Source organism: Pseudonocardia wallangbongensis (assembly GCF_054486945.1).
In genome coordinates this window covers 40,443-52,851 of the sequence record NZ_JBRERS010000012.1, presented here as the reverse complement: position 1 = coordinate 52,851, position 12,409 = coordinate 40,443, and the positions used below count along the sequence as shown (strand labels likewise).

The following is a 12,409-nucleotide window of genomic DNA, read 5'->3' as shown; positions in this document are numbered from 1 at the left end:
CCGCCCGGTGCTCGCGCGGCACGTTCGGCGGTCGTTCGACCGGGCGCGGAACACCGATGTGCTGCTCTCCCCGGAGACGGCTTCCGTCCTGAACGCGACGGGGGCGGCGATCCTCGATCTCTGCGACGGCGAGCGCACCGTGGCCGAGATCCTCACCGGGCTGCGGCAGCGGTACCGGCAGGTCCCCGAGGACGACGTGCGGCGGTTCCTCGGGCGCCTCGCCGCCAGGAGGTTCCTGGAGGTCCGCCGTGGATAGGCCGTTCGGGCTCCTCGCCGAGCTCACCTACGCGTGCCCGCTGCACTGCGCGTACTGCTCCAACCCGCTCGACCTCGCCGGCTACCGCGACGAGCTGACCACGCAGGAGTGGCTGCGCGTGGTGGCCGAGGCGCGGGAGCTGGGGGTGCTGCAGCTGCACCTGTCCGGGGGCGAGCCGCTTCAGCGCCGGGACCTCGTCGACATCGTGCGCCGGGCCGGCGAGCTCGACATGTACACCAACCTCGTCACGAGCGCGCTCGGGCTCTCGACCCGCCGCGCCGAGGAGCTGCGGGAGGCGGGCCTCGACCACGTCCAGATCAGCATCCAGGCCGACGAGCGGGAGCTCTCCGACCGCGTCGCCGGCACGCCCTCGTTCGACCGCAAGATCGCGGCGGCGCGGCTGGTGAAGGAGCTGGGCTGGCCGCTGACGCTGAACGCGGTGCTGCACCGCGACACGATCGACCGGATCCCGGGGATCGTCGAACTGGCCCGGGAGCTGGCCGCCGACCGGCTGGAGCTGGCCAACACGCAGTACTACGGCTGGGGCCTGCTGAACCGCGACGGCCTCCTGCCGAGCAGGGCGCAGCTCGACCGCGCCGAGGCCGCGGTGCGCGCCGCTCGCGAGCAGCCGGGCGACATGGAGATCTTCTACATCATCCCGGACTACTACAGCCGCTACCCCAAACCCTGCATGGGTGGCTGGGCCCACCACCAGCTCACCGTCGCGCCCAACGGCGACGTGCTGCCCTGCCCCACCGCGCAGGCCCTCCCGCTCCCGCGGGCCAGCGTGCGCGAGCGGAGCCTGGAGTGGATCTGGGACGAGTCGCCGCTCTTCCAGCGGTTCCGGGGAACGGACTGGATGCCCGACCCGTGCCGCAGCTGCGAGCGGCGGGAGATCGACTTCGGCGGCTGCCGCTGCCAGGCGTTCCAGCTCACCGGCGACGCGGCCCGCACCGATCCGGTCTGCCACCTCTCCCCGGACCACGAGATCGTGGCCGCCGCGGTGCGCGCCGCCAACGATCCGGCGCGCCCGCGGGAGCTCGCGCTCACCCCTCGCCCGCACCCACGGTCGCTGCCAGCGCCGTGATCGCGCCATCTTCCCGGTGACGGCGGCGGATTCGCCCACCCGCCGGCGTCCGCGGTGTACACAGCACCTGCACCACCGCGACCGCCCGATCACCGAAGGAGCGCCGGCCATGTCACTCGTCCGCGTCCACAACTTCGCCATCTCGCTCGACGGCTTCGGCACCGGTGAGGGGCAGAGCGCCACCGCGCACTTCGGTCACGCCGGGGAGCGGCTGCACGAGTGGATGTTCACCACCGCGTGGTGGCAGCCCGGCGGGGGCGGCGGCGTCGACGACGTCTTCACCCGGCAGCACGACCGGGGGATCGGCGCCGAGATCATGGGTGCCGGGAAGTGGGGCCACCCCGGATGGCACGAGGACCCGGAGTGGAAGGGTGCCTGGGGGCCCAACCCGCCGTTCCACACGCCGGTCTTCGTCCTCACCCACCACACGCGCCCGTCGATCGAGATGGAGGGCGGCACGACGTACCACTTCATCGACGCCTCGCCGGCCGAGGCGCTGGAGGCGGCCCGCAAGGCGGCGGACGGCCAGGACGTGCGCATCGGCGGCGGCCCCACGGTGATCCGCGAGTTCCTCGCGGCCGGGCTCATCGACCACATGCACACCGCTGTGGTCCCGATCGTGCTCGGGCGCGGCGTACGCCTCTGGGACGGGCTGGAGGGCCTCGAGAACGACTACGACGTCGAGTCGGTCTCCTCGCCCAGCGGGGTCACCCATGTGACGTTCACCCGTGCCGGTGCCGGATGACCCGGGTCCTCGGTCCCGGGATCGGCGACGAGCCGGCGGGCTACGCGCCGCCCGTGGTGAACGCTGCGGCCGCTCCCGTCAGCTGACCGCCCCGGCGAACTCGATGATCGCCGCGTTGACCTCCTCCGGCCGTTCCTGCTGGGTCCAGTGCCCGCAACCGGGCAGCAGGGTGGCGCCGCGCAGGTCGGTGAGCGCGCCGCGCAGCGCGTCGACGAGGAGGTCGGCGGGCACGCCGGCGATCACCAGGTCCTGTTCGCCCGCCACGAACAGGGCGGGCCGGGTGATCGGCGCCTCGTGCCAGGCGGCGGTGAGCTCCCAGCTGCGGTCGAGGTTGCGGTACCAGTTCAGCCCGCCCGTGAAGCCGCGGCCGCGGTACTCGTCGACGTAGGCGTCGAGGTCCTGCTCGGCGAGCCAGGCCGGGAGGCGTTCCGGTTCGGGCAGCAGGTCCAGGAGGCCCACGCCCTGCTCGATCACCGGCAGCAGCGGCGACGTCCCGCCGGACGTGGCCGAGAGCAACCGCCGGAACGTCGCCCGCGGGTCGGCTGCCAGCTCGGCGTCCGCCACGCCGGTCGGCTGGAAGTAGAGCATGTAGTAGCCGGGGCCGAAGCGCTGGGCCAACGCCTCGGTGGGCCGAGCCGGGCCACGGCTGCGGTACGGCACCGACAACCCGACGACACCCCGCACGCGGTCGGGACGCAGCAACGCCGTGTGCCAGGCGACCGGGGCACCCCAGTCGTGCCCGACCACCACGGCCTGCTCGGCGCCGAGCGTGTCCAGGAGCCCGATCACGTCACCGACCAGGTGCAGGATCGTGTAGTCCGCGACGTCCCCGGGCGCGTCGGTGCGGGCATAGCCGCGCTGGTCGGGCGCGACGGCCCGGAAGCCCGCGGCCGCGAGGGCCACGAGCTGGTGGCGCCAGGAGTACCAGCACTCCGGGAACCCGTGCAGCAGCAGGACGACGGGCCCGTCCGCGGGCCCGGCCTCGGCCAGGTGCATCCGCAGGCCGTGCACGTCGACGGACCGGTGGCTGATCGCGGTGGCGTCCATGCCGGTGAACCTAGTGAAGCGAATGGCATGGACGAGCGGCACGTTCGTCCAGCTCTATCGGACGAGAGTGCCGCTCGTCCACCCTCGGTGCGTCAGACCGTTGCGACGATCTACACGTCGTAGTACAGGGCGAACTCGTACGGGTGCGGGCGCAGCCGCAGCGGGTCGATCTCGTTCTCCCGCTTGTAGTCGATCCAGGTCTCGATCAGGTCGGGGGTGAACACGCCACCCTCGAGCAGGTAGTCGTGGTCGGCCTCGAGCCGGTCGATGACCGCGCCGAGGCTGCCCGGCACCTGCGGGATGTCCCTGGCCTCCTCGGGCGGCAGCTCGTAGAGGTCCTTGTCGATCGGGGCCGGCGGCTCGATCTTGTTCTTGATCCCGTCGAGGCCGGCCATCATCATCGCCGAGAAGGCGAGGTACGGGTTGCCGGACGAGTCGGGGCAGCGGAACTCGACGCGCTTGGCCTTCGGGCTGTTGCCCGAGATCGGGATGCGGATGCACGCCGAGCGGTTGCGGGCCGAGTAGACCAGGTTGACCGGGGCCTCGAAGCCCGGCACCAGGCGGTGGTAGGAGTTCACCGTCGGGTTGGTGAAGGCCAGCAGGCTCGGGGCGTGGTGCAGCAGGCCGCCGACGTAGTAGCGGGCGATGTCGGACAGGCCGCCGTAGCCGGACTCGTCGTGGAAGAGCGGCTGGCCGTCCTTCCACAGCGACTGGTGGACGTGCATGCCCGAGCCGTTGTCGCCGAACAGCGGCTTCGGCATGAACGTGGCGGTCTTGCCTGCCTGCCACGCCGTGTTCTTGACCAGGTACTTGAAGAGCATGATGTCGTCGGCCGCGTGGAGCAGGGTGTTGAACTTGTAGTTGATCTCGGCCTGTCCCGCGGTGCCGACCTCGTGGTGCTCGCGCTCCACCTCGAAGCCGCTGGCGGTCATGTTGCTGACGATGTCGGCGCGCAGGTCGGCGTAGTGGTCGACCGGCGGCACCGGGAAGTAGCCGCCCTTGTAGTTGACCTTGTAACCGAGGTTGCCGCCGGCCTCCTCACGCCCGGTGTTCCACCAGCCCTCCGCGGAGTCGATGTGGTGGAAGGTCTCCTGCGGGTTGGAGCCGAAGCGGATCGAGTCGAAGATGTAGAACTCCGCCTCGGGCGCCATGAACGCGGTGTCGGCGACACCGGACGCGCGCAGGTAGTCCTCGGCCTTGCGGGCGACGTTGCGCGGGTCGCGGCTGTAGGGCTCGCCCGTGATCGGGTCGTGCACGAAGAAGTTGATGTTCAGCGTCTTGTGCTTGCGGAACGGGTCGAGGCGGGCCGTGGCGGCGTCGGCGAGGAGCGCCATGTCGGACTCGTTGATCGCCTGGAAGCCGCGGACCGACGAGCCGTCGAACGCGGCGCCGTTCTCCAGCAGGTCACCGGCCGTGGCGGCGGGGACCGTGAGGTGCTGCATCACTCCGGGGAGGTCGCAGAACCTGATGTCGACGTACTCGACACCCTCGTCCGATATGTACTTCAGGACCTCTTCGGAGTTGCTGAACACCCACTGACTCCTTCGTGCGACACGGTGGTCGGGTAGGACTGCTGCCCTCGTCTGGCCGCGAACCTATGGCGGGCTTGTTGCCCAGCGGTCACTCGGTCGTTTCACAGACGTTAACGGACCCGCCGGGAGGCAGGTCCTCGTCACATCGCGCACGCATACGCTATGCCTCATGGCCCGCTGGATCGAGTCCTGGCTGCCCGGCGCCTCCCCGGCAGCGGGTGAGCCGTACCCGGGGGAGCGGCTGGGGCTGCCCGCCACGGGCGTCAGCTCGGCGGCGGGGCTCGGGCGCCGGTTCGTGGCGCTCGCGATCGACTGGCTGCTGGGCTACGGGATCACGGCGCTGCTGCTCGGCTCCGACGCGCTGGGCGAGAAGAACATCGGCTGGTACGTGCTCGGGATCTGGTACCTGCTCACGGCGGTTCCGGTGGCCGTGTTCGGGGCGAGCGCGGGGATGACGGCGCTCGGGATCCGGGTCGCGTCGCTGGACTCGGCCGCGGTGATCGGGGTGCCGCGGGCGCTGCTGCGCACGGCCATGATCGCGCTCGTGCTGCCGCCACTGGCACGGGACGAGGACGGCTGCGGCTGGCACGACCGCGCCACGCGGACGGTCGTGGTCCGCAGCCGGGCTTGACCCTCCCCGTGGGGGAGACCGGAGCGTCCACTCCCATGCACACCGACACCGCCACCCCGGAGCTCGTCGACCTGCCCGCCCGCGCCGTGCTGACCGTCGACGGCACCGGCGCGCCCGAGGCACCGGAGTTCACGAGGGCGGTCCGCGCCCTGTTCGCCGTACGGGCCGCCCTCGGCGCCCGCGAGGACGTGCCGCTGGAGGGCAGCTACAGCCAGGACGGCGACCCGCTGCGCTTCGACCTCGCCGAGCCCGGCGGCTGGCACTGGCGCCTGCTCGTGCCCGCGCCGGCGCACGTCACCGCGCAGGCCGTCGAGACGGCCGGCCGGCGCTTCGGCGCGCCGGTGCACCTGCGCAGCCCGGCGGCACAGCGCGTGGCGCGGCTGCTGCACCACGGCCCGTACGCCGACGAGGGGCCGTCGCTCGCGGCGCTGTACGCGTTCGTCGAGCGTGCGGGCCTCGCGCCGGCCGGCCCGCACACGGAGGTCTACCTCACCGATCCGGCCACCACGCCGCCGGTCCGGATGCGGACGTTCCTGCAGGTCCCGGTCAGCCGATGGGTCTGATGCCGATCGGCGAGTTCGCCCGCCTGGCCCGGCTCACGGTCAAGGCCGTGCGCCACTACGACACCGAGGGGCTGCTCGTCCCGGCATCGGTCGACCCGCACTCCGGCTACCGCTACTACCGCGCGGAGCAGGTGCGGACGGCCACGACGATCGCGCTGCTGCGCGGCCTCGACGTTCCGCTGCCGGTGGTGCGGCAGGTGCTGTCCGCGCCCGACGACGCCGCGGTGGCCGCCGTCCTCGGCGAGCAGCGCGAGCGGCTGGCCGCCGAGCTGGCCCGCCGGGAGCAGGCGCTGCGCACGATCGACGCGCTGCGCCGGGCGCCCGAGCACGTTCCCTACGCCGTCACGATCGCCGGGCGGCCGCCCGTGCACCTGTCCGGGCGCACCGGCCGGGTGCGGGCGGACGCCCTCGACGAGGGCACCGCTGCGCTGTGCCGGGCCGCGCTGCGGGAGCTCCCGGACGCCGGGCGCACCCCGCTGGTCGCGGTCTTCCCGCTCGACCTGGTGGACGAGTTCGACGTGCTGGTCGGAGTGCCCGCAGCCGCGGGTGACTCCGCGCTGCCCGGCGGTGCGTGGGCCACCACCCTGCACGTCGGCCCGTACCCGCAGCTCCCGCTGGCCTACGCCGCGCTGCTGGAGCACGTGCGCGGGCTCGGCCACCGCCCGGCCGGCCCGGTGACCGAGACGTACCTGACCGACCCGGCCACGGCGGAGCCGGCGGAGCTGGTGACGCGGGTGGCGGTGGCGCTGGCGCCGGATGGCTGGATGGGCGTCGGGCCGGCGGTCACACACCAACTCGTGCGTCCGCACAGCAACTGCAGTTGGTGTGTGAGCGCGGAAGTTGGTGTGTGAGCGGGTTTGCGGCTAGCGGCGCCGCACCGTGCGCTGCACGCTGCGCATCTTCGCCCCGGCCGGCATCGGGCCCTTGGGCATGGCGGCCGCGCGGGAGCCGAGGGCGGCGAGGCGCGCCTCCATCGACTCCATCTCCTGGCGGTTGATGTTGCGCGGCAGCTTCATGAGGTGGCGCTGCAGCTTGGAGAGCGGCACCTGGCCCTCGTCGTTGCCGACGACCACGTCGTAGATCGGCATCGTGCCGGCGACGCGGGCCGTGCGCTTCTTCTCCTGCGCGAGCAGGCTCTTGACGCGGTGTGGGGCGCCCTCGGCGACGAGGATGATCCCGGGCCGGCCGATGACCCGGTGCACGGCGTCGAGGTGGGTGGTGCCGGCGACGCCGGGGGTGACCCGCCACTGGCCGCGCAGGTTGTCCAGGGCCCAGCCCGCGGCGCCCGCCTGCCCGTCCGCCTTGCTGTAGACGTTGCGCTGGACGCGGCGGCCGAAGATGCTGACCGCCGCCAGCAGGCCGACCGCGACGCCGAGCGGCAGCAGGATCCACTGCATGCCGAAGAACAGCCCGATCACGAAGAAGACCGCCACGGACAGCAGCAGGACGCCCACCATGATCGGGAGCAGCGCCTTGTCCTCGCGGCGCTGCATCTGGAACGCCTGCCAGATCTGCTTGTAGCGCGCCCTGGACGCCGCGCGCCGCGCGCGCTTGGCTGCCTGCTTCGCTTCCTTGTCGGGCTTCCCACCGGCCATGTGACGAGGATACGGGTGCCGCGCCAGTGGCACCGCGCGCGTCAGGTGTCGAGACGCGGCGTGCGCGGCGGCACCGGCGTGGCGACGACGAACGAGCTGGTGGTCTGGCCGTGGAGCAGGAACCGGTCGAGGACCTCTTCCAGCGCGTCGATGGCCGCGACGTGCACTTTCAGCAGGAAGCAGTCCTCGCCCGAGATCCGGTGGCACTCGCTGACCTCGGGAAGCCGCGCCGCGAGCTCCACGATCTTCGGGAGCTGCCCGGGGCCGGGACGGACCCGCACCCACGCGGTGACGGGGAGGCCGAGCGCGGCGGGGTCGACGTCGAGCCGGTAGCCGCGGATCACCCCGGTCTCCTCCATGCGCGCCACGCGCTCGCGCACCGCAGGCCCGGACATCCCGACCCGGCGGGCGAGCTGCGCCACGCTCTGCCGGGGGTCCTCGCTCAGCAGGGCGAGGATGCGCCGGTTCACGTCGTCGAGCACGGACCTTCCGTCCGGAAGGCCGTTCGGGATGCGAGGTGTACGGGACGAGGTCATGGCGCCCTTCCGCCTTCCGATGGCCATGGCTCCTACCGATCGGGCCGTCAACGATAAGCGGATGCAGAGCAGCCGGGTGCCACCGCACGCGTACTTCGTCGGGAGCGCGGTCTTCCACTACCTCGGTCCGGCGTTCGCGGTGCTGTTGTTCGCCCGGATCGACGTCCTGGGCGTGGCCTGGCTGCGGATCGCCGCCGCCGGTCTCGTCTTCGCGCTCTGGCGCAGGCCGTGGCGCGGGTGGCACCGGCTCGACGGCGGCACCCGGCGGCTCGTCGTCGGCTGGGGCGCGGTGCTGGCGGTGATGAACAGCGTGTTCTACCTGGCGATCGACCGGATCCCGCTCGGGACCGTCGCGGCGATCGAGTTCCTGCCCGTGATCGTCCTGGCCGCGATCGGGGCGCGGACGCCGCGCAACGCCGCGGCCGTCGGCCTGGCCGTGGGCGGGGTGTGGCTGCTCTCCGACGTGCGCCTCGTCGCCGAGCCGTGGGGTTTCGCGTTCGCTGCGATGAACGCGGTGCTGTTCGCGCTCTACATCGTGCTGGGCCACCGGGTGGCCCGGAACCCGCAGGTCACCGGCATCGACGGGCTCGCGCTGGCCATGCTCGTCGCCGCGGTCGTGGCCGTCCCGATCGGGCTCATGGACGCGGCTCCGGCCTTCGTCGACCCGGTGGCGCTGGCCGCGGGCATCGGCGTGGGGATCGCGTCGTCGGTGATCCCGTACGTGTGCGACCAGCTCGCGATGGCCCGGCTGCCGCGCGCCACCTACGCGCTGCTGGTCTCGCTGCTGCCGGCGACCGCGACGGTGATCGGCATCATCGTGCTCGCGCAGTTGCCGACCGCTCTGGAGGTGGCCGGCGTCGTGCTGGTGGTGGGCGGCGTGGCGCTGCACCGCGAGCGCCGCTCCGTGGCCACGGTGACGTGAGGGGTCAGCGCGCCAGCAGTGAGCTCGCCTCCTGGGCCGCCGGGCCCTCGGCCGCGAGGTGGGCCAGGTCGGGGGAGAGCTCCTCGCCGCGGTGGGCCACGGTCTGGGCGTAGAGCCGCCCGGCGCGGTAGGACGAGCGCACCAGCGGGCCGGCCATGACGCCCGCGAAGCCGATCTCCTCGGCCACCCGGGAGTGCTCGACGAACTCCTCCGGCTTGACCCACCGCTCCACCGGGTGGTGGCGGGCCGACGGGCGCAGGTACTGCGTGATCGTGATGATCTCGCAGCCGGCCTCGTGCAGGTCGTGCAGTGCGGCCGTGACCTCGTCGGGGGTCTCGCCCATGCCCAGGATCAGGTTCGACTTGGTGACCAGCCCGTCCGCGCGGGCCTTCGTGATGACCCCGAGCGAGCGGTCGTAGCGGAACGCGGGACGGATCCGCTTGAAGATCCGCGGGACCGTCTCCAGGTTGTGCGCGAGCACCTCGGGGCGGGAGTCGAAGACCTCGGCCAGCTGGTCGTCGCGGGAGTTGAAGTCGGGGATCAGCAGCTCGACGCCGGTGCCCGGGTTGAGCTCGTGGATCTGGCGGACGGTCTCGGCGTAGAGCCACGCCCCGCCGTCGGGCAGGTCGTCGCGGGCCACCCCGGTGACGGTGGAGTACCGCAGCCCCATGGTGCGCACCGACTCGGCGACGCGGCGCGGCTCGTCGCGGTCGAGCTCGGCGGGCCGGCCGGTGTCGATCTGGCAGAAGTCGCAGCGGCGGGTGCACTGCTCACCCCCGATGAGGAACGTGGCCTCGCGGTCCTCCCAGCACTCGTAGATGTTCGGGCAGCCGGCCTCCTCGCACACGGTGTGCAGCCCGCCGGAGCGGACGAGCGACTTGAGCTCGGTGTACTGCGGGCCGGTGCGGGCCTTCGTCCGGATCCACGGAGGCTTGCGCTCGATCGGGGTCTCGCTGTTGCGGACCTCCAGGCGCAGGAGCTTGCGACCCTCGGGTGCGATCGTCACGGCCCCAGGCTACGCCCCGGGGATCCGCACATCGGAGGTTGCACGGAGGCCGCCCGCGGGGCAGGACTAGGTTCGATCCGTGGACCTGCGGATCTTCATCGAGCCCCAGCAGGGGGCCAGTTACGACGACCAGCTGCGCGTCGCGACCACCGCCGAGGCGGCGGGCTACGACGCCTTCTTCCGCTCCGACCACTTCCTCAAGATGGGCGACGTCTCCGGTGAGCCGGGGCCCACGGACTCCTGGCTGACGATCGCCGGCCTGGCGCGCGAGACGTCGCGGATCCGGCTGGGCACGCTCGTGAACTCGGCCACGTTCCGGCTGCCCGGGACGCTCGCGGTGGCCGTGGCGCAGGCGGACGAGATGTCCGGCGGCCGCGTCGAGCTGGGGTTGGGCGCCGGGTGGTTCGAGGCCGAGCACGCCGCCTACGGCATCCCGTTCCCCGGCCTGCGGGAGCGGTTCGACCGGCTCGCCGAGCAGCTCGAGATCGTCACCGGCCTGTGGGGCACGCTGCCCGGCGACCGGTACTCGTTCGCGGGCGAGCACTACACCGTCACCGACTCGCCCGCGCTGCCCAAGCCGGTGCAGCAGCCCCACCCGCCCGTGATCGTGGGCGGACACGGCCCGAAGCGCACGCCGGCGCTCGCCGCCCGGTTCGCGGCCGAGTTCAACGTGGGCTTCTCGCCGGTGGACGTCACCGCCGCGCAGTTCGAGCGGGTCGACGCGGCGTGCCAGGTGGTCGGGCGCGATCCGTCCGACATCCTGCGCTCGGTGGCCCAGGTGATCGCGGTGGGCCGGGACGACGCCGAGGTGGCCCGCCGGGCGCTGACGATCGGGCGCGAGGTGGACGAGCTTCGTGCGAACGGGCTGGCCGGCACCCCGTCCGAGGTGGTCGACCGGCTGGGGGTGTGGCGGGAGAAGACCGGCATCACCCGCATCTACCTGCAGCTGCTCGACCTCGCCGACCTCGACCAGGTGGAGCTCATCGCCTCCCGGGTGGCACCCCAGCTCTGACTAGCGGAGCTGGCCCGCCACGTCCGCGGACGCGGTCAGCAGCACCAGCGCCGGCACCACCGCGCGGGCGTTCACCCGGTACGAGCCGCGACCGTCCTGCTCGACCAGGCCGCTGTGGGTGAGCGAGCGCAGGTGGTGGTAGAGCTGCCCGGTGGAGGCGAGCCCGGCCGCCTCCTGCAGCGCTGCGGTGCCGCACGGCCCGCTGCGGAGCAGGCTGCGGACGATCCGGGCGCGGGCCGGGTGGCCGAGCGCGGCGAGCACGGCGACCCGGGGCTCGTCGTCGAGCGCGAGCGCCGTGCCGGCGTCGAGGGCGATCTCCCAGGTGACGTCGCCGTGCAGGTGTACCTCGCCCGCGTACGTGACGATGCCGGCGGACCCGTCCGCCGCGGGCTTGTCGGGGCGGGCGGGTGCAGCCGCCTCCAGGGCGGCCACCCGCCGCTCCAGGTCGGCGAGCCGGTCCGCCACGTCGGTCATGCGATCAGCTTACCCGTTCTCCGTAATTACGGATTTCCGGTACGATGACGGCATGCAGCGCATCCGGGAGATCGATTGGACCGCCGTGGCGATGGGACTGCCCCTCGGCCTCGCCATCGGGGTCAGCCTGGACAACGTGCTCTTCGGCATCCCGATCGGGCTCCTGTTCGGGATCGCGTTCGCGGCGGGCCGGAAGAAGCCCGCTGACGAGGACGGCAGCGCCTCGGAGGGCCGAGACCGGGCTTGATCAGTGCCGGTCTGATCAGTGCAGGGCCGGGTGCAGCCGCAGGTCGAGCCCGGCGGGCGCGGCCGCCCGCGGCACGACGTGCTCGGCGACCGGGAGCGTGCCGTCGAGAACCGCACCGACGGCCACCGCGGCAGCGTCGACGACCTCGGCCACCGGTACCGGCCGGCCCAGCTCGGCGGACAGCGACGTGACGCCGGCGTCGGTGATGCCGCACGGCACGATCCGGTCGAACGCGGCGAGATCGGGCTCGCAGTTGAGCGCGAAGCCGTGGAGGGTGACCCCGCCCTGCACGCGCACGCCGATCGCGCCGATCTTGCGTTCGGGGCGCCGGCCGTCGGCCGGCAGCCAGACCCCGCTGCGCCCGTCGACGCGGCCCGCACTCACGACTCCGGCGTCGTGCACGACGCGGATGAGGGCCTCCTCCAGCCGCCGGACGAAGTCGACGACGTCGAGCGGCTCGGCCAGCCCGACGATCGGGTAGCCCACGAGCTGGCCGGGGCCGTGCCAGGTGATCCGTCCGCCGCGGTCGACGTCCACGACCGGGGTGCCGTCGGTGGGCCGGTCCTCGGGCTGCGTGCGCTTGCCCGCCGTGTAGACCGAGGGGTGCTCCAGCAGCATCAGCACGTCCGGCCCGGTGCCGGCACGGCGGGCGTCGGCGTTGGCGCGCTGGACGTCCCACGCGGCGCGGTACTCGACGGTGCCGAGGCGGTCGATGCGCAGCGGTTCGGCGCTGCGGCGGCAGGAGCGGGTGACCAT

General features: G+C 73.0%; 16 protein-coding genes. 9 read left to right on the top strand and 7 right to left on the bottom strand.

Annotated features, from left to right (window positions below):
- Positions 1–7 precede the first annotated feature (7 nt).
- The 3 genes from pqqD (at position 8) to ACU436_RS32980 (ending at position 2,088) form a co-directional block, all read left to right on the top strand.
- Complete coding sequence (gene pqqD, locus ACU436_RS32990) at positions 8–256, top strand: pyrroloquinoline quinone biosynthesis peptide chaperone PqqD (RefSeq protein WP_459030957.1); 249 nt, start codon at positions 8–10, stop codon at positions 254–256.
- Positions 249–1,343 carry a pyrroloquinoline quinone biosynthesis protein PqqE gene (gene pqqE / locus ACU436_RS32985; RefSeq protein ID WP_459030956.1) on the top strand — a complete coding sequence of 365 codons (1,095 nt, stop codon included), beginning with the start codon at positions 249–251 and terminating at the stop codon, positions 1,341–1,343. Before pqqD ends, pqqE begins: the two co-directional genes overlap by 8 nt.
- A gap of 109 nt (positions 1,344–1,452) precedes the next feature.
- Positions 1,453–2,088 (top strand): dihydrofolate reductase family protein, encoded by a 636-nt coding sequence (locus ACU436_RS32980; RefSeq protein WP_459030955.1) that lies wholly within the window; start codon positions 1,453–1,455, stop codon positions 2,086–2,088.
- Between the two features lie 78 nt (positions 2,089–2,166).
- Here ACU436_RS32980 and ACU436_RS32975 read toward each other — a convergent pair whose 3' ends face one another.
- Both ACU436_RS32975 and glnA read right to left on the bottom strand, forming a co-directional pair.
- On the bottom strand, positions 2,167–3,135 hold the full coding sequence (locus ACU436_RS32975; RefSeq protein ID WP_459030954.1) for an alpha/beta fold hydrolase: 969 nt from the start codon (positions 3,133–3,135) through the stop codon (positions 2,167–2,169).
- A gap of 110 nt (positions 3,136–3,245) precedes the next feature.
- Complete coding sequence (gene glnA, locus ACU436_RS32970; RefSeq protein ID WP_459030953.1) at positions 3,246–4,667, bottom strand: type I glutamate--ammonia ligase; 1,422 nt, start codon at positions 4,665–4,667, stop codon at positions 3,246–3,248.
- A gap of 169 nt (positions 4,668–4,836) precedes the next feature.
- Between glnA and ACU436_RS32965 the strand changes: the two genes are divergently transcribed.
- The 3 genes from ACU436_RS32965 to ACU436_RS32955 are packed head-to-tail and all read left to right on the top strand — an operon-like array spanning position 4,837 to position 6,712.
- On the top strand, positions 4,837–5,298 hold the full coding sequence (locus ACU436_RS32965) for an RDD family protein (protein ID WP_459030952.1): 462 nt from the start codon (positions 4,837–4,839) through the stop codon (positions 5,296–5,298).
- 35 nt (positions 5,299–5,333) lie between these two features.
- A complete protein-coding gene (locus tag ACU436_RS32960; RefSeq protein ID WP_459030951.1) occupies positions 5,334–5,861 on the top strand; it encodes a GyrI-like domain-containing protein in 528 nt (175 codons plus the stop codon).
- Positions 5,852–6,712, top strand: a complete 861-nt coding sequence (locus tag ACU436_RS32955) for a MerR family transcriptional regulator (RefSeq protein ID WP_459030950.1) — start codon at positions 5,852–5,854, stop codon at positions 6,710–6,712. Before ACU436_RS32960 ends, ACU436_RS32955 begins: the two co-directional genes overlap by 10 nt.
- 12 nt (positions 6,713–6,724) lie before the next feature.
- On the opposite strand, the gene ACU436_RS32950 is transcribed toward ACU436_RS32955, so the two are convergent.
- Together ACU436_RS32950 and ACU436_RS32945 are read right to left on the bottom strand one after the other, a co-directional pair.
- A complete protein-coding gene (locus ACU436_RS32950) occupies positions 6,725–7,456 on the bottom strand; it encodes a DUF4191 domain-containing protein (RefSeq protein ID WP_459030949.1) in 732 nt (243 codons plus the stop codon).
- A gap of 41 nt (positions 7,457–7,497) precedes the next feature.
- Complete coding sequence (locus ACU436_RS32945; protein ID WP_459030948.1) at positions 7,498–7,938, bottom strand: Lrp/AsnC family transcriptional regulator; 441 nt, start codon at positions 7,936–7,938, stop codon at positions 7,498–7,500.
- Positions 7,939–8,053: 115 nt separating this feature from the next.
- Between ACU436_RS32945 and ACU436_RS32940 the strand changes: the two genes are divergently transcribed.
- Positions 8,054–8,914, top strand: coding sequence for an EamA family transporter (locus ACU436_RS32940; protein ID WP_459030947.1), 861 nt, complete (start codon positions 8,054–8,056; stop codon positions 8,912–8,914).
- Between the two features lie 4 nt (positions 8,915–8,918).
- Here the strand turns inward: ACU436_RS32940 and lipA are convergent, their stop codons facing one another.
- Positions 8,919–9,920, bottom strand: coding sequence for a lipoyl synthase (gene lipA, locus ACU436_RS32935; protein ID WP_459030946.1), 1,002 nt, complete (start codon positions 9,918–9,920; stop codon positions 8,919–8,921).
- 79 nt (positions 9,921–9,999) lie between these two features.
- Here lipA and ACU436_RS32930 point away from each other — a divergent pair, with 79 nt between their 5' ends.
- Positions 10,000–10,932: an LLM class F420-dependent oxidoreductase gene (locus tag ACU436_RS32930; RefSeq protein WP_459030945.1), complete on the top strand. Its 933-nt coding sequence runs from the start codon at positions 10,000–10,002 to the stop codon at positions 10,930–10,932.
- Here ACU436_RS32930 and ACU436_RS32925 read toward each other — a convergent pair whose 3' ends face one another.
- On the bottom strand, positions 10,933–11,406 hold the full coding sequence (locus ACU436_RS32925; protein WP_459030944.1) for an ArsR/SmtB family transcription factor: 474 nt from the start codon (positions 11,404–11,406) through the stop codon (positions 10,933–10,935).
- A 52-nt stretch (positions 11,407–11,458) separates the two neighbouring features.
- Here ACU436_RS32925 and ACU436_RS32920 point away from each other — a divergent pair, with 52 nt between their 5' ends.
- Positions 11,459–11,653, top strand: coding sequence for a hypothetical protein (locus ACU436_RS32920; protein WP_459030943.1), 195 nt, complete (start codon positions 11,459–11,461; stop codon positions 11,651–11,653).
- Between the two features lie 15 nt (positions 11,654–11,668).
- Here the strand turns inward: ACU436_RS32920 and lipB are convergent, their stop codons facing one another.
- Positions 11,669–12,409 carry a lipoyl(octanoyl) transferase LipB gene (lipB, locus tag ACU436_RS32915; protein ID WP_459030942.1) on the bottom strand — a complete coding sequence of 247 codons (741 nt, stop codon included), beginning with the start codon at positions 12,407–12,409 and terminating at the stop codon, positions 11,669–11,671.